The organism is Sessilibacter sp. MAH1, assembly GCF_054658315.1.
Genome location: NZ_BAAGIC010000002.1, coordinates 247184 through 263814, shown reverse-complemented (window position 1 = coordinate 263814; position 16631 = coordinate 247184). Strand labels below are relative to the sequence as shown.

10 protein-coding genes are annotated in these 16631 nt (G+C 42.5%); 6 read left to right on the top strand and 4 right to left on the bottom strand.

Annotated elements, in window-relative coordinates; translation table 11 throughout:
• Window positions 1-212 precede the first annotated feature (212 nt).
• From ACYQ28_RS03085 to ACYQ28_RS03075, 3 genes are all read left to right on the top strand, one after another.
• Window positions 213-1439, top strand: coding sequence for an efflux RND transporter periplasmic adaptor subunit (locus ACYQ28_RS03085; RefSeq protein ID WP_460047997.1), 1227 nt, complete (start codon window positions 213-215; stop codon window positions 1437-1439).
• 224 nt (window positions 1440-1663) lie between these two features.
• The gene (locus tag ACYQ28_RS03080) at window positions 1664-4840 is read left to right on the top strand and encodes an efflux RND transporter permease subunit (protein WP_460047996.1); all 3177 of its coding nucleotides are present in this window, start codon (window positions 1664-1666) and stop codon (window positions 4838-4840) included.
• A gap of 492 nt (window positions 4841-5332) precedes the next feature.
• Entirely contained in the window at window positions 5333-6121 is a 789-nt protein-coding gene (locus tag ACYQ28_RS03075; protein WP_460047995.1) for a 2OG-Fe(II) oxygenase, read from the top strand.
• 55 nt (window positions 6122-6176) lie between these two features.
• Here the strand turns inward: ACYQ28_RS03075 and ACYQ28_RS03070 are convergent, their stop codons facing one another.
• Together ACYQ28_RS03070 and topA are read right to left on the bottom strand one after the other, a co-directional pair.
• Complete coding sequence (locus tag ACYQ28_RS03070; RefSeq protein ID WP_460047993.1) at window positions 6177-6743, bottom strand: DUF6586 family protein; 567 nt, start codon at window positions 6741-6743, stop codon at window positions 6177-6179.
• 240 nt (window positions 6744-6983) lie between these two features.
• Complete coding sequence (topA, locus tag ACYQ28_RS03065; RefSeq protein ID WP_460047992.1) at window positions 6984-9638, bottom strand: type I DNA topoisomerase; 2655 nt, start codon at window positions 9636-9638, stop codon at window positions 6984-6986.
• Between the two features lie 293 nt (window positions 9639-9931).
• On the opposite strand from topA, the gene ACYQ28_RS03060 reads away from it, so the two are divergent.
• Window positions 9932-10735: a hypothetical protein gene (locus ACYQ28_RS03060; RefSeq protein ID WP_460047990.1), complete on the top strand. Its 804-nt coding sequence runs from the start codon at window positions 9932-9934 to the stop codon at window positions 10733-10735.
• A 133-nt stretch (window positions 10736-10868) separates the two neighbouring features.
• Here ACYQ28_RS03060 and ACYQ28_RS03055 read toward each other — a convergent pair whose 3' ends face one another.
• Window positions 10869-11360, bottom strand: a complete 492-nt coding sequence (locus tag ACYQ28_RS03055) for a hypothetical protein (protein WP_460047989.1) — start codon at window positions 11358-11360, stop codon at window positions 10869-10871.
• 118 nt (window positions 11361-11478) lie between these two features.
• On the opposite strand from ACYQ28_RS03055, the gene ACYQ28_RS03050 reads away from it, so the two are divergent.
• On the top strand, window positions 11479-11922 hold the full coding sequence (locus tag ACYQ28_RS03050) for a universal stress protein (RefSeq protein WP_460047988.1): 444 nt from the start codon (window positions 11479-11481) through the stop codon (window positions 11920-11922).
• 119 nt (window positions 11923-12041) lie between these two features.
• Here ACYQ28_RS03050 and ACYQ28_RS03045 read toward each other — a convergent pair whose 3' ends face one another.
• Complete coding sequence (locus ACYQ28_RS03045; RefSeq protein ID WP_460048120.1) at window positions 12042-13970, bottom strand: ATP-binding cassette domain-containing protein; 1929 nt, start codon at window positions 13968-13970, stop codon at window positions 12042-12044.
• 598 nt (window positions 13971-14568) lie between these two features.
• Here ACYQ28_RS03045 and ACYQ28_RS03040 point away from each other — a divergent pair.
• Window positions 14569-16617, top strand: coding sequence for a transglycosylase SLT domain-containing protein (locus tag ACYQ28_RS03040; protein WP_460164687.1), 2049 nt, complete (start codon window positions 14569-14571; stop codon window positions 16615-16617).
• Window positions 16618-16631 lie beyond the last annotated feature (14 nt).

The following is a 16631-nucleotide window of genomic DNA, read 5'->3' as shown; positions in this document are numbered from 1 at the left end:
ATACGCTTTCTAAAAAGTAATTTTATCTGATCTGTTTTTTAGTACAAAAATTCGAGAAAATAGTCGAATTCGCCCGCGATCACCTTAATAAGTTTGAACGAGTACAGAGAATACTCGATCACATTTTAATCTTAGGCTGTTATCTTTTACAGCACTTTCAATTTAAGAACTTACACTAAATTAAGAGTAACCGAGCTCAAGGTAACAAGCTTATGTCCGCTCAGGATCAAATTTCACAGACATTCCTACCACGTCTTTCATTGCGCAAAAAATCTCTCAATAGCGTTGCTGTTGCTGTATTTAGCTGTTTATTGCTCAACGCATGTAGCGATGCTCAAAGTGAAACAACCCCACAATCTGCACCGGCCTTACCTGTTGTTAATGTCGATACTATTGAATATGAGTACGTCTCTGATTGGTCGGTTTACACCGGTGAATTTCAAGCAATAGAAACAGTTCAACTGCGTCCACGAGTTGATGGCTACATCAACAAAGTTACCTTTGAAGAAGGCAGTATCGTTGCTAAAGGTGATGTGTTGTTTGAAATAGACCCAGATCCCTATCAACTCGAATTAGAACGTGCTCAAGCGGCGGTAACCAGAGCAGAAGCTCAGGTGCAGCTGGCAAAAGCCGAGTTAAAACGCAGTGAAAGACTTGTCAAAGGCCAGGCTGTATCCGAAGAAGAATACGGTCGACGTTTGGCGCAAAGCCAAACTGCTGAAGCAGAATATCAAGGTACGATAGCGCAACTGCATGAAGCCGAGTTAAATATGGGCTATACCCAAGTTAAAGCGCCTATATCTGGTGTTATTTCCCGAGCAAACATCACAGCCGGTAACTACGTTACTGCTGGCTCAACGGTGCTGACTTCTATCGTTTCTCGCGATCCAATGTATGTTGTCTTTGATACCGACGAACATACCTACATCAACTCTATTAGCCGTCTCTTTACCAACAACAACGTGTTTGAGTCAGAAAAATCCACTTCTATTTTTGTGGGTTTTGCCGGTGATGAACAATATCCAATAACGGCCCAATTGAATTTTATCGACAATCAATTAAATGCAGGTACCGGGACAATTCGAATTAGAGCCTTAGTAGACAATCCTAACGGTGTTATTTTACCGGGCATGGTTGCACGCGTAAAAATGCAAGTAACTGAGGAATATGAAGCTGCTCTAATTGAAGACTCCGCAATTTCAACTGACCAAGACAAAAAATATGTTTTAGTTGTAAACGATAAAGGAGTTATCGAATACCGCCCGGTAAAATTAGGTGGCTTGCATGATGGTAAACGAATTATTCGTGACGGTTTAACGCCCGGTGATGCTGTTGTTATAGGCGCGGGCTTAAGAATTCGCCCAGGAATGATGGTAGATACCAAAGAAATTGCTGAGACAAGCGCAGAGAAAAAACCCACTCCTCTAGCAAAACACTAATCTAGCGAAAAAATAGAAAGAGGCTTAACTTCTTTCTATTTTTTAAATCATATATTTTTTGAAAAATTTGTATTTTTACAAGCTTATATTTTTTGAAACTTGGTTTTCGAAATTTCGGTATTACCATTTTTTTTCGCGTTAATTAAAGTCCGCCGTTAATAAAATTACGTTAATTCATTACGTTATTTGAATGTAATTGCAAACCACCAGACTATGTGCATTTTATGAACTTTACTCACTTTTTTATCGAAAGACCTATCTTTGCTGGTGTTTTATCGATACTTATTTTCTTGTCGGGTGCAATTGCAATATTTGAATTGCCAATTGCCGAGTATCCCGAAGTTAGTCCGCCAACCATTGTTATTTCTGCTCGCTATCCCGGTGCAAATCCAGATGTTATTGCGCGCACGGTCGCAGCACCTATTGAACAAGAACTTTCCGGGGTCGAGGGTCTTACTTATATCGACTCTAAGGCTCAACAAGATGGCACTCTGCAAATTTCGGTTGTATTTGACCTTGGCGAAGACATCGATCGCGCACAAGTTCAGGTACAAAACAGAATTGCCCAAGCCCTGCCCAGATTACCGGCCGAAGTACGAGCCCAAGGCGTTACCGCCAATAAAAGCTCACCCGATTTAACCTTGGTGGTGCACTTATATTCACCTGATGGACGCTACGACGGCCTTTATTTACGCAACTATGCTCTTATCCAAGTAAGAGATACCCTACTTCGGTTACCGGGCGCAGGTGAAGTTCGTATTTTTGGCGCCGGTGATTACGCAATGCGCGTCTGGTTAGATCCTCACAAAATGGCCTCTCGCGAACTTGCAGTCAGCGACGTTATTGGTGCCCTACAAGAACAAAACGTGCAGGTGGCGGCTGGTTCTGTTGGCGCATCGCCCATGAGCAGTTCGGCTCAGTTCCAGCTTGCCATCAATTCCCAAGGTCGCCTTAAGTCAGAGCAAGAGTTCGAACAGGTTATTGTCAAAGTCTCTCCAGACGGACAAATTACCTATTTAAAAGATGTTGGACGCGTAGAACTTGGCGCCAGCGAATACGCATTACGCAGCTTCTTAGATAATCAGTCTGCGGTTGCCCTACCCGTGTTTTTATTACCCGGAGCTAACGCATTAGAGCTTGCCAGCAGTGTCCGCTCGACCATGGCTGAGCTAAAAACCCGATTTCCAGATGGCATAGACTATTCGATTGTTTACGACCCAACCGTATTCGTTAAAGATTCAATCAAATCCGTAATCAATACCCTTCTAGAAGCTACTCTGTTAGTGGTAATTGTAGTCTTGCTGTTCTTACAGACTTGGCGCGCGGCGTTAATTCCAATTATTGCTGTTCCTGTATCTATTGTTGGTACCATGGCGGCATTAATGGCATTTGGCTTCTCAATTAATACGCTAACGTTATTGGGATTAGTTTTAGCCGTGGGAATTGTGGTCGATGATGCAATTGTTGTGGTCGAAAACGTCGAACGCGGTATTAGTGAAGGATTAACGCCAAAACAAGCGGCGCACCGTTCCATGGATGAAGTAGCCGGTCCTATTGTGGCGATTTCACTGGTACTCTGCGCAGTATTTATTCCACCCGCCTTAGTTGGCGGCTTTAATGGCGCATTCTATCAACAGTTCTCTTTGACCATTGCCTTTGCTGCAGTGCTTTCTGGCATAAACTCATTAACGTTATCGCCAGCGCTTTGCGCGGTAATTTTGCGTGATCATCGCGAAAAACCAGATTTAATTCAGCGTGCAATCAATGGTGGTTTAAATTGGTTCTTTACTCCTTTTAACAAATTCTTCCTTAAATCTTCTGAAGGTTATTTGAACTTAATTAAGCGAACCTTCCGCATCAGCATTGTAATGCTCGTGGTGTATGTTGGCTTAGTCGGACTTGCAGGATTTGGATTTACTCAAGCACCGAAAGGATTTGTCCCTGAACAAGATAAAGGCTATTTAATCAGTATTATCGCTCTACCTCCCGGCGCCTCTATTGAGCGAACCGAAGAAATTGTGCGACAAGTTGGTGAAATCGCCCTGAGTACTCCCGGCGTGAAAAACGCGGTTCAGTTTCCCGGCCTTTCTGTAAACGGATTTACACGTACATCAAACAGCGCCATTGTTTTCTTACCACTGAACTCTTTTGAAGACAGACCACCTGAGCAGACCGGACAAGCGTTAGCAAATACTCTAAATCGCAAAATGTCTGCGGTTGAAGGTGCCTTTGTCTTTGTGGCCGCAGCTCCACCTATTCGAGGCTTTGGCCCTGCCGGTGGTTTTAAATTACAAATTGAAGATCGCCTTGATCTTGGCGCCGATAAACTCTACCAAATTACTCAAGAGTTTTTGGCTAAAACCCGAGAAAGACCCGAAATTGTTGCTGGATTTACCAGCTATGAAATTAACTCGCCGCAAATTTTGGCGGATGTAGATCGCGAAAAAGCCAAACGCATGGGAATCGACTTACAAGATCTGTTCCTAACACTGCAAACTTATTTAGGCTCATTCTACGTCAATGATTTCAATCAGTTCGGCAGAACTTACCGTGTAATCGTTCAGGCTGATCAGCGCTTTAGATCACAACCAGAAGATGCCCTGATTTTGCAAACCCGTAATAATCTTGGCGAAATGGTTCCTGTAGGCTCGGTAGTAGAACTAAAACCGAGCTATGGCGCGAACACAGTACAAAGATACAACGGCTACCCCAGTGCAGACATTAACGGCAAACCGGCTCCGGGCTATAGCTCTGGCCAAGCAATCGCGGCAATGGAAGAAATTGCCAAAGAAGTATTGCCTCCGGGAGTAACCTACAGCTGGACTGAAATTTCGTACCAGCAAGTTAATGCCTCGGGCAGCTTGGCACCCATTATGGTACTTATCGTACTCTTAATATTCTTGGTGCTAGCCGCTCAATACGAAAGCTTAAACCTGCCTTTCGTAGTTATTTTGATTGTTCCTATGTGTCTGTTAAGCGCCGTTGCAGGTCTTATTTTGATGGATTCGGAAGTGAATATCTTTACGCAGGTAGGCCTGTTCGTTCTGGTCGCCTTGGCAGCAAAGAACGCTATTTTGATTGTTGAATTTGCTAAAGAACAATTGGAAGAAGGAAAAAGTGTTCGCGAAGCAGCTCTGGAATCATGCCGACTGCGTTTAAGACCAATTATTATGACGTCGTTTGCATTTATCTTTGGCGTATTGCCATTAATGATTGCTTCCGGTGCGGGCGCCGAAATTCGGCAAGCACTTGGCATCACCGTATTTTTTGGAATGATTGGTGTAACCTTCTTCGGCCTGATTTTTACACCAATATTTTTTATGGTATTTCAGACGATGGTGCAAAAGTTTTCTAAACCCAAGAATGTGGTTTATGTCGAACAAAAAACTACAACGCCATAGATAATTCACCAAGCCCCAGTACCCTCACGTATCAATGTGAGGGTACTCATTCCATCCTCTACTCAAGTAACTCCTAAACAAATTACTGACAAATTCTCACCGAACTCTGTGTTAACCCCCACGTACAATTCCCTGTTAAGTTAAGTCTGCATTAAACTTTATATCCGTTACTCCGCCTATTTATGTTACATCTGTGTGACATTGAAGGCTCCTCAACATCAAGGCTATTGGCGGTTTACTCTTTTTTACCGACGACAAATGTCAAATTAACGGCTTCCACTTCACATTAATCTTTTGAAATTTGTCACATTAGAGTAGTATCTAATCAAGACTGCGCAAAAGTAGCAACTTACTCCTCGATTAATCATACTTCTATATGTATTCAAGATCTTCGATAAAGCCAGTCTATAAGTTTCTGTTCAACCAGGTTCAGATTAACGACTATTCAATGTTCGTATTTTGCACGGCGTTAGTTATTAGGGAGAATTATCAATGCTTGCAACTATCAACCACAATGAAATGCTGCCACTAACGCGATTACGTGAGCTTGCAGACTCAGAAGCTGAAGCCTATCAAACCGCCGCACCATTTGCGCACGGCGTTTATGACAATGTTTTTTCACCGGAACTTTTAGATGCCGTTATCGAAGAGTTTGAAGAAGGTGAAAAACAATGGCGTCAGTTCGAATCAAAATACGAAAAAAAGCTGCAAATGAATCAGGACGAATTTATGCAGCCTATTACCAGAGCATTTATTCATAATCTCAATTCAGAGCCTTTTCTTAGATTTCTCGAAAAATTAACCGGTATTGAAGGATTAATTCCCGACCCTTACTTGGTCGGTGCTGGTCTGCATAAAATACCACCAGGCGGAAAACTCGGCGTTCACGTTGACTTCAACAAGCATTCACACATGGATGTTGTACGCCGAATTAATGTTCTAATTTATTTAAATAAAAATTGGAAAGAAGAATACGGCGGTTACTTTGAACTTTGGGACGAGAAGAAAAGCGGTTGTCAGAAAAAAATTCTACCGGTTTTTAATCGTATGGCTATTTTCAGCACCACTGCCACCAGTTTTCATGGTCATCCAGAGCCACTTACCTGCCCCGAAGACCGCTGCAGAATTTCTTTAGCTTTGTATTACTACACTTCTGCTCGTGGCGAGCAGCAAGCAAAGGCACACAGCACTCAGTTTTTGAACGAAGACGGCAAGCGTGAAGAATTAAAATTTGAAAATAGTTTTATGGATAAAATAAAACGCAAATTAGGTATTCACTAAAAAAGGCGAGTTTACTCGCCTTTTTTATTGTCCGAAAACACGAACACTAGAAAGATTACTCTTCTCGAATCAGCTCTCGGTTTGATTCAACAAATTGACTCAAACCATCGTATATTGTCTTTACTAAATTAATTGTAATAATTAATTTTTTATCAACACTCTTGGTTTCACCAATCTCTTCAAACAATGGAATTAACGTAGATTGGCTATCGGAATTAGCCTTAAAACCATGCTCAAAAACGGTTTTATAAGCTTCGGATAAGTATTGCACTAGAGAATTAAACCAAGACCCAGGAGTACTTTTTAGTTGATACAGCTCCGCTAAAATAAAATGCTCTTCTTCACCACTATTCAGATCACAAGACTCATAAAACATCTTATCAACAGACCGTCGGTACGACTCTGGGTCAGCTAAAATTCCTCTGGTTGGTGCCGAGTACACTTCTGCAATAAAAGATTCAAGAGCGATTTTAAGTAAACTTAATACGGCTTCTGTTTTCGCTTGAGTAATTAGTTGACCGTCTGCTTGTATTGCTGACTTACTGACTTCAAGCTCATTAATCAGAAGCTTAGCGAATGAAAGCTTCTGATTAACCACTCTCGAAAATTGATTTACACTCAAAATTTTACTCGAAAATAAGATGACGTTTACGATTTTATTTCACTTAAACACGCTTAGGTTAACACCTGAGATTCTCTTGTCAAAAGCACGTTTTGTTTAGACAACTTCACTAGAGTGCAGAAGCTAAGTGTAAAACCCAAGTACTAAGCGTAAGTGCAAAAGCGAAATAAATAACTAACACCTGAATTAAAAGAAGAAGCTCAGATTTACTCCGAGCTTCTTCTGTAGTTTACGAGTGTATTATTTCTTCGCTTTTGTCTCGCGTTTCTGTTTTTTAGAAACAACCCACTTCCCACCTTCGTAATAAGCTTGCCAGCCGGTGGCCTTACCGTCTATTTCAGTTTGTACGTAATGCTCTTTTGTCTTGCGACTAAAACGTACAATAGTGCGGTTGCCTTCATCATCAGTGAGCGGGGCTGTAAATAAAAATGTATATTTAGAATCGATTTCGTTTTTATGTGGCAGTAGCTCGTCAACAAACGGAGCACGCGTTTCACGATTTTTCGGGAACTGACTTGCTGCTAAGAAGATACCCGATGCACCGTCACGCAGTACGTAGACATCATCTACTTTCTGACACTTTAGCTCGGGCATAGGCACTGGGTCCATTTTTGGTGGAGCCGCTTCGCCATTTTTCAGCAGTTTACGAGTGTTTTTACAGCTTTCGTTGGTACAGCCAAAATACTTACCGAAACGCCCAGTTTTAAGTTGCATTTCGCTGCTACATTTGTCGCACTCAATAACAGGGCCATCGTAACCCTTAATTTTATAACTGCCCTGCTCGATTTCATAACCTGAACAATCGGGGTTACGGCCGCAAATGTGCAGTTTGCGGTGATCATCGATCAAATAGCTGTCCATGGCTGTATTGCATTTGGCGCAGCGACGTTTAGAACGAAGTTGTTTAGATTCGGCCTCTTCGTCTTGCTCAACATCCACGACCTCATCACCCGAGACCAAATTCATGGTGTTTTTGCAACGCTCTTTCGGCGGCAGCACATAACCGGAACACCCTAAAAATACACCCGTACTGCCGGTGCGAATTTGCATGTGTCGACCACAGGTTTCGCACTTAATATCGGTATCCGTTGGCTGATTTTCACGCATACCAGCATCGGGATCTTGAGCTTTTTGCAGGTGCTCAGAGAAGTCTTTATAAAAATTATCGAGAACGTCTTTCCAATTCACCTTACCGTCGGCAACATCATCAAGGGTTTCTTCCATTCGGGCGGTGAAGCCGTAATCCATTAATTCATTAAAGCTCTCTTGCAGGCGTTCGGTAACAATATCCCCCATTTTTTCTGCGTAAAATCGTCGGTTCTCGGTACGAACGTAACCCCGATCTTGAATGGTAGAAATAATGGATGCGTAAGTGGACGGACGACCGATACCACGCTTTTCGAGCTCTTTGACAAGACTGGCCTCGGTAAAGCGTGCCGGAGGCTTCGTAAAATGTTGGTTGGGATCGAGCTTAACAAGATCCAGTTTGTCGCCGACTTTAATATCGGGCAGAACTTGATCTTCTTCTTTTTTACTCACCAACGGTTGTACTTTTAAATAGCCATCAAAACGAATCACGCGGCCACGGACTTTAAGTTCGTGATCTGCAGTTTTAATCGTCACCGAAGTGCTGGTAAATTCTGCCGGCGGCATTTGACACGCCACAAACTGCTGCCATATCAGAGCGTATAATCGCTCTGCATCGCGCTCCATACCTTTAAGCTGCGCAGGTTGCAAGCTTACGTTTGACGGTCTAATCGCCTCATGCGCTTCTTGAGCGCCCGCTTTACTGGAATATGATATTGGAGCTTCGGGTAAATATTTTTTTCCGTAGCTCTCTAAGATGTAGTCTCTACACGCAGCCACAGCCTCTTTACTCAAGTTCGTTGAGTCGGTACGCATGTAAGTAATATAACCCGCTTCATAAAGACGCTGAGCCATTGTCATGGTTTTTTTAACACTGAAACCTAAACGATTACTGGCCGCCTGTTGCAGTGTTGAGGTGATGTAAGGCGCAGACGGTTTTGATTGCGTTGGCTTGTCTTCACGGTCAGTAACCGTGAAATCGGCACCGGAGAGAATATTTACGGAGTGATCTGACTGCTCTTTGTTGGTAGGACGATAATTCTCACCCTTGTATTTTTTTACTTCAAATCTAAAAGCATCTTTTTGTTTGTTTTTTAGATCGGCAAACAAAGACCAGTATTCTTCAGGAATAAATGCCCGAATTTCATTCTCACGCTCAACGATCAGCTTAACAGCCACCGACTGCACACGACCGGCGGATAAACCTCTGGCGACCTTCTCCCACAACAAAGGCGAAACCATGTAACCGACGATTCGATCTAAGAAACGTCTGCTTTGCTGCGCTTCGACTCGATGCATGTCTAGAGGACCTGGTGATTTGAAGGCCTCTTGAATAGCTGACTTGGTAATCTCGTTAAACACCACTCGACGGTAGCGCGATTCGTCGCCCCCAATGGCTTCACGCAAGTGCCAGGCAATGGCCTCTCCCTCTCTATCCAAGTCGGTTGCGAGATAGATGGTGTCTGCCTTACTGGCTAAAGATTTTAATTCAGATACGACATTTTCTTTTTTGGGCAGAATTTCGTACTCAGCCGCCCAATCGTTGTCGGGATCAATACCCATACGTTTAATAAGCTGTTCTTTGGCTTTGCGTTGTTTATGAACAACTTTTTCTTCAGGCGATAGTTTACGGGTTATAGCTGCCTGACGCGCACGCTCTTTTGCATCGACGACGGTACTTTGGCTTCCACTGGTGGGCAGATCGCGAATATGACCAACACTCGACTTTACGATGTACTCATTGCCTAAGTACTTATTAATAGTCTTAGCTTTGGCAGGTGATTCCACAATAACTAACGATTTTCCCATGTGATCCTTCTAGAGCGTACTGTTTGTTTTATAGTCAGTTGACGAAATTTCAGCGTTCAGATGCGCATATATAAGACCTGAATCTGCAAGGGTCAAGTTTGGTTATAGCAAAAATGTATGAAAGTACTTAATAAAAGACCCAAAATTCTTGCAAAACCGGTCGTTATTTATGTTATCGACCGGTAAATAAAGTAGTTTATATAACTCTATGATTTTCATGAAAATTTATCATTAAAAAATACTCGCTCGCGGCCGATAACGGTTGTAATTACTCCATCAATTTCGGGTTTAAAATGAATGCTTTTTTCGCTTTCATTCTTTTTAGCATAATTTGCGTAGGTTCACTGTTAGTTGTCAGTTGGGCTAATCATATCGAAACTCGCAATCGTCTCATTCGCCAACGCATTCATATATTAAAAAAACAATACGAAGAGATACAACAACTCATCATCACTGTAGATCAAACAGTAGAACCTCGCGTGATTGCAAAATTACTTAATGAAGAAAGTTTGTCTATTTTAGCGTCAGCCAGAGAATTAGATAGTGATGATAGTTTTATCATCGCGGCAACAAAAAATGCTGAATCTTTAAACAAAGAGCTCTCTGAAGATAAAGAACCTGATAAGCGAATTTATCGTATACGCGAATCCGATGCACAAATAGCATTGGCTCAATACCATCTTGAAAAAGCAGCCAATGTGCTAATACACAAGCAGTCTAGAGGAGAAATCAGCTACGAAGAACTCACAGATTTTAAATTGGCATTACTGTGGGCAAAATTGATGCTCACCGTTTATTCCTTGATCGCACAGGGACATCAAGCGGTAAGCCGCGGCGAATTGCTTCCTGCAAGGGCATATTACCAAAAAGCAAGAGGCGGACTGACACAGTCGTCCCATCCCGATAAGCGGCGTAAATTACTCATAAAAGAACTAAAAGAAATTATTGATGGAAAAAAACAATCAATATCTGAAGATTTAATGCCGGAAAACGACTACAACCCAGACCGGAAAATCAAAGAAGATAATCTACTCGGCGAAGATTTTGACGAAGAAAATAACCTGGAAAACGCTAAAAAAGGTGCGGCGGCAGGTTGATTTAAACACAAAATGGCAGAACTTCTTTTTTATAGAATGACTTTTTATTGAAAGACTTTTTGCTGAATTCATTTTGAATTGCGATAAGAAACGTAACGCGATTCGATTTTCCCGTGTTTATAGAGCTTAAACATTATTTGACAGAAATTAAAACTTCTCGCAATTGCTCCAAAAATTCGCGAACGCCTTCTAATTTGGCAGAATTATTCTCGTTCCAGTCAACAAATACTCCCTGAGTTGTACAGCCAATAGATGCAATATTCTCCAGAATCTCGTTGTTCAGTAATAACGCTGTAAGTTTTTCTTCCGGTAAATTAATCGCCTCGACTTTTTCCCAAGTTTTTGCCAAATGAAGATCGTGTTCATACCCTTGTTTAAACAGAAAAAAAGTGCATTTCGGCGGATGTTGAGTATGCCAAGGTTGTTGATAACGCATGTAAGAATTTACTTTAACCTTGAATTTTGATGGCCAAACACACATTGTTACCATTAAACCCATCTTGCGAGCATCGTCACGTAATTTCGCAAGTCGTTGTTGTGTTTTTGTGGGTTGCATCATCATAATTGGGCCAACGGCAAGCGCGATGGCGAGTAGGACAAAAATTAACGGTGTCCAATTTTGCATTTTGTTGCACCAAATCAAATATTTTTTGTTATCAATCAGCTAGTTTATTATTTGCATGAGTTCGCTGCTACTACTAGCTTCTACTACAAAAATATCTATACCAATTTCGGAGGTCACCATGCCCAGCTATCAACACGTAATTGCAGGCTTAGACTTATCGCCTGAGTCAAAACAGGTCATGGAGAAAGCAAAATTTTTGGCAGATAATTCAAACGCAAAACTTTCTATCGCACATATTATTGAACCATTAGTGTTTACTTACGGTGGTGATATTCCTATGGATATCAGCTCCATCCAAGAACAAATCCGAGTGCAAGCAACTTCTGATCTGGAAAAAATTGGCGCGGAGTTTGGCGTTGCGACGGAAAACCAATTTGTTTTGGTAGGCCAACCCGCCAGCGAGCTGCACGATTTAGCCGCTAAACAAAATGGCGATTTGATCGTGGTAGGTAGCCATGGTCGCCATGGCTTATCGTTACTGCTTGGATCAACGTCTAACTCGGTACTGCACGGCACCGAATGCGATGTGTTGGCGGTTCGAGTGAAAAAATCTACGGATTAATACAGCGTTAACGATGCTGCTTTAAGTTTAAGGAAACTCTGATTTGATCAGAGTTTCCTTGGTTGAGGCCCATGCAGTGGGTTTTACCGAAACTCTCACAATCAAACGACTAGCTTGTCTTATGCTTCGCCGTTAGCCATTGCTTCGAGTTCAAGCCAACGCTCGTAATACTCGTCCAAATTACTTTTTAATTTTTCGTGTCGATCAAGAGCTGCCTGAATTTTATCTTGATCTTGCGAATAAAACGCTGGATCACCCATTTCAGCCTCAATCGATTCGATATCCCCTTCTAAGCTTTCTAGCTTACTGGGTAATCCGTCTAATTCACGTTGTAATTTATAACTAAGCTTGACCTTGGCTGCTTTGACTTCTTTTGGAGCTTCGACTTTCTCTGCATCTGCAAGCTTTGCAGGTTCCTCATAGGTCGATTCAGCAACAGGTTTTTCGGTGTTGGAAGGCCATTGACCGCCCTGGGCAATCCAATCGTCGTAACCACCAACGTATTCTCGAACTCGGCCGTTCCCTTCGAAGGCAATGGTGCTGGTAACAACGTTATTGAGAAATTTACGATCATGGCTTACAAGTAAAATCGTACCTTTGTAACCGCCCAACACCTCTTCAAGTAATTCAAGAGTTTCTACGTCAAGATCGTTAGTGGGCTCATCCAATACCAGTAGATTACTGGGTTTACTGAATAATTTAGCGAGTAGAACACGGTTACGCTCACCACCAGACAAAGCTCGTAACGGAGTTCTGGCTCTTTCGCCGGTAAATAAGAAGTCCTGTAAGTAACTGATGATGTGTTTTTGCTTACCATCGATTTCGATGAACTCTCTTCCCTCGGCAATATTATCCACCGGAGACGCATCCAGATTTAACTGCATTCTGAGCTGATCGAAATAACTCAGCTCAATGTTGGTACCCAGCTTCACCTTGCCTTGTTGAGGCGTTAAATCGCCTAAAACAATTTTCAACAAAGTACTTTTACCGGCGCCGTTAGGCCCAATCAAACCAATACGATCACCGCGAACGATCGTAGTAGTAAAGTTAGAAATGATTGCGCGGCCATCGTAAGATTGACTAACGCCTTCTAACTGAGCAACCAGCTTACCCGAGATAGAGCTATCGGTAACTTTTATGTCGGCGTTGCCAACACGATTACGGCGTTGGCTGCGTTCATCACGCATGGCCTTAAGGGCGCGAACACGGCCTTCGTTGCGGGTGCGTCTGGCTTTAATTCCCTGGCGAATCCACTTCTCTTCTTCAGCGAGACGTTTATCAAAAAGCGCATTGTGGCGTTCTTCTTCGGCCAAAAGCGCTTCTTTCTTTTCTAAAAATCGTGTGTAGTTGCCAGAGAACTGAAATAAATTACCGCGATCAAGCTCAACAATACGATTAGCGAGATGCTCCAGAAATGAGCGATCGTGGGTAATAAAGACAATAGCGCCGTTGAAATTAAGCAGCTGTTTTTCTAACCACTCAATCGTAGAAACATCAAGATGGTTGGTTGGCTCGTCGAGCATCAACACTTCAGGGTCGCGAACCAAAGCGCGAGCCAAAGCAACGCGCCTGCGCCAACCGCCCGATAACGAACGCATGATTTTTGTGCCATCCAAGTCTAATCGGGTAAGCACTGTGTCAATGCGTTGGTTAAGTCCCCAACCGTTAACCGACTCTATATCGTGCTGTAACTTGGCCAACACATCAAAATCTTTATCGCTTGAAGCCGTTGCAGATAAGGCCTCGTAGTCGGCAAGCCACTTAGCAAGCTCCCCCAAACCTAATGCAACAGACTCTCGTACAGTAAGTTCATCAGCGTCTGGTAGATCTTGCTCAAGTCTTGATAAAACTAAGTTTGGTTTACGCCACACACTTCCGTCGTCAAGCTCTACATCTCCAGCTAAGACCTTCATGAGACTCGACTTACCGGCGCCGTTTCGACCAATCAAACACAATCGATCGCCAGGGTTTACCTCCAAGTTTTGTTGGTCAAGTAAAATCGTTTGACCGTAGTTTAAGCTGGCATTTTCAAGTTTTATCAATGACATATTGTTCGATTCTAGGGGGTTTGGAAAACGCGCCATTGTAATGCTCAAAGGGATAAACCCCAAATGTTAAACACGTAATAGATAGCTGCGAGCTACAAATAAATACCTCCGCAGCTTTACCTAATGTTTATCGAGGTTTTTAGAGCAGTCTTACTCTCATAAATTTGAGAGTTAATCAGCCAATTTAAGACCAGGCTATTTTTGGCAGCTCGCGTTTTTTTGAACACCTTTTATACTCATTGAATCGCAAATCGAAACGAGCATCATCAAAAGTCAACTTTTTAGAAGTTTTTGTAAGTGTTCGATTGTCTTGATCAGATGCCGCTTTTTAGCGATAAACTGGGGTGGTCAGGTGAACGAAATTAATGAGTCAACAGATACGAATACAAATATCTGTCTTTTTAAAGGTTGCAAATCTACCTTTTTTACGTTTATGTTGGCGGATCTTAAAACCGAGATCGTCAAATAAGTGGCGAAAGCACATCCGTACTTGCGCAAATTCTCAACTCAGCAAGGCGCTTTAAGATTGAACGCAAATTTAAGAGCAAACCAATCTCAACTGAGGTTAATCATGCAGTGGTTTTCAACAGGAATGTTATTGTCAGTAAATAAAGGAATTAAAACTGGTCCCAGTTTAGCGTGTAACTCAAACGCTAAAACTTCTGCCCCTGGCCTTCAGATGAAAGCGGTGACTCGCCTTCGATCGAATACATCCATTGTAAAGATTCTGGCTACAGGTATTATTGCCTCCATTTGCCAACAGGCTGCAGCCGTAACAACACCAGAAGAACTGGTAAAACTGGCGGAACAACGCACGCTTTATTTGCAAATTGAAAAAGACCTTCAGTCTCGAAAAATTAAATACGAAGATATTGATTTCTCGAAACTCGAAGGCTATCCATTGGTTGCTTACCTAGAGTTTCAAAATCTCAACAATAATTTGTCAGCGGCAAAATCCGAACAAATTTCCGATTTTTTGTCTCGCTATCCTGATTCTTGGCTGTCCGGAAGATTAAGAACTAACTGGTTAAACTATCTCGCGAGCAAAAAACAATGGCAAACTTTCGCGAATTATTACGATAGCTCCCTCAACAACACAGAACTTCAATGTAAGTCGTTAGATTCTCGCTATCGTCAAGGCGATAAGTCTGTACTGAATGAAGTAGCGGCTGTTTGGAATGAAGGTAAATCGCTGCCCAAGTCTTGTGATTACATTTTTTCGACTTGGTTAAAAAGCGATGCCTTCGACGCGAAAATTGCGTGGCAACGTCATTTTAAAGCCATTGAAGAAGGTAACGCCTCTTTAGCGGAATACGTATCACGTTACATTAGCGCCGATTTACAGCCATTGGCTAAAGAACTTCGCAGTATTTATCACTACCCTTCGAAACTCGAACATCTTCTAAAGCTGACACAAGCTCCCAAAGAAATCGAAGATGTCATCCATTACGGCGTAAAACGCTACGCAAAATACAATCCTCAAGCCACTTTGAGACTTTGGGAAAAGTTTGACTCGGCCTATCTTTTAGAAACCGATAAACGTAATGAAACGACCGAGTTTTTGGCGTATCGACTTATCTTGAAAGACGAGCCAGAACTCGCTAATCGTCTACTCGAACGCAACAAGATTGCCAGCGAGCGAGTAACCGAAAAGCAACTTCGTGCCGCCTTGAGCAAGAAAAACTGGTCACAAGTAGATAGCCTAATAAGCAATCTATCTACCGAAGCGCAAAACAGTAATCGCTGGCAATATTGGCGACTACGTGCACAAGAATCGCTGGCAAAATTACCAAAAGAAGACATTCTTCGTGGTTACACCGCTATTTCTGGTGAGCGAGACTTCTACTCATTTTTAGCCGCCGAACGTTCAGACTCTACCTACAACCTAGGTCATCAGTCGATACCGGTTTCTCCGGCAATTGTCGAAAAACTGGATTTAAACCCACATTTGCAGCGCTCTAGAGAACTATTTCTGCTCGGTAAAGTTAATCAAGCTCGAATGGAATGGCAGTTTGGAACTCGCAATCTCGAAGCCGAAGATCTTATTAACGCCGGACACATAGCGCACTCCTGGGGATGGCACAGAAAAACCATTGAATCTCTCGGTCAAGCCAAATTTTGGGACGATCTGGACTTAAGATTCCCAATTTTATACAACGAAGAATTTCAAAAAGCCTCGCAAGCCACAACAGTTGCCCCAGAGTATCTGTTGGCTATTGCTCGGCAAGAAAGTGCCTTTGCGGTTGATGCTCGATCACCGGCAGGAGCAATGGGACTAATGCAGCTGATGCCCGCGACAGCCAATCAAACCGCTCTCAGTATTGGCATACCCTACCGCAAATCAGATTTATTGATTCCCGAACACAATATTCTGCTTGGTGGCAGCTATTTAAATCAGATGTTACAAAAGTTTAATGGCAACCGAATTTTAGCAACAGCGGCTTACAACGCAGGCCCCCATCGCGTGTCGGGATGGCTAAACCCCCAAGATAAACGCGTTGATTTTGACGTATGGATAGAAACCATTCCCTATAACGAAACGCGAAGATACGTACAAAACGTACTAACCTATTCGTTAATCTACAGTCATTTGATGGGTGTTGAAAAACGCTTGTTAGAGCAGAATGAATGGAACGAGCCGCTGTAATATTGGCCTTCAAA

Bases quoted from the DNA above. Each gene is read 5' to 3' on its own strand.
- ACYQ28_RS03085 (WP_460047997.1), top strand. From the start codon at position 213: ATGTCCGCTCAGGATCAAATTTCACAGACATTCCTACCACGTCTTTCA.
- ACYQ28_RS03080 (WP_460047996.1), top strand. From the start codon at position 1,664: ATGAACTTTACTCACTTTTTTATCGAAAGACCTATCTTTGCTGGTGTT.
- ACYQ28_RS03075 (WP_460047995.1), top strand. From the start codon at position 5,333: ATGCTTGCAACTATCAACCACAATGAAATGCTGCCACTAACGCGATTA.
- topA (WP_460047992.1), bottom strand. From the start codon at position 9,638: ATGGGAAAATCGTTAGTTATTGTGGAATCACCTGCCAAAGCTAAGACT.
- ACYQ28_RS03060 (WP_460047990.1), top strand. From the start codon at position 9,932: ATGAATGCTTTTTTCGCTTTCATTCTTTTTAGCATAATTTGCGTAGGT.
- ACYQ28_RS03055 (WP_460047989.1), bottom strand. From the start codon at position 11,360: ATGCAAAATTGGACACCGTTAATTTTTGTCCTACTCGCCATCGCGCTT.
- ACYQ28_RS03050 (WP_460047988.1), top strand. From the start codon at position 11,479: ATGCCCAGCTATCAACACGTAATTGCAGGCTTAGACTTATCGCCTGAG.
- ACYQ28_RS03045 (WP_460048120.1), bottom strand. From the start codon at position 13,970: ATGTCATTGATAAAACTTGAAAATGCCAGCTTAAACTACGGTCAAACG.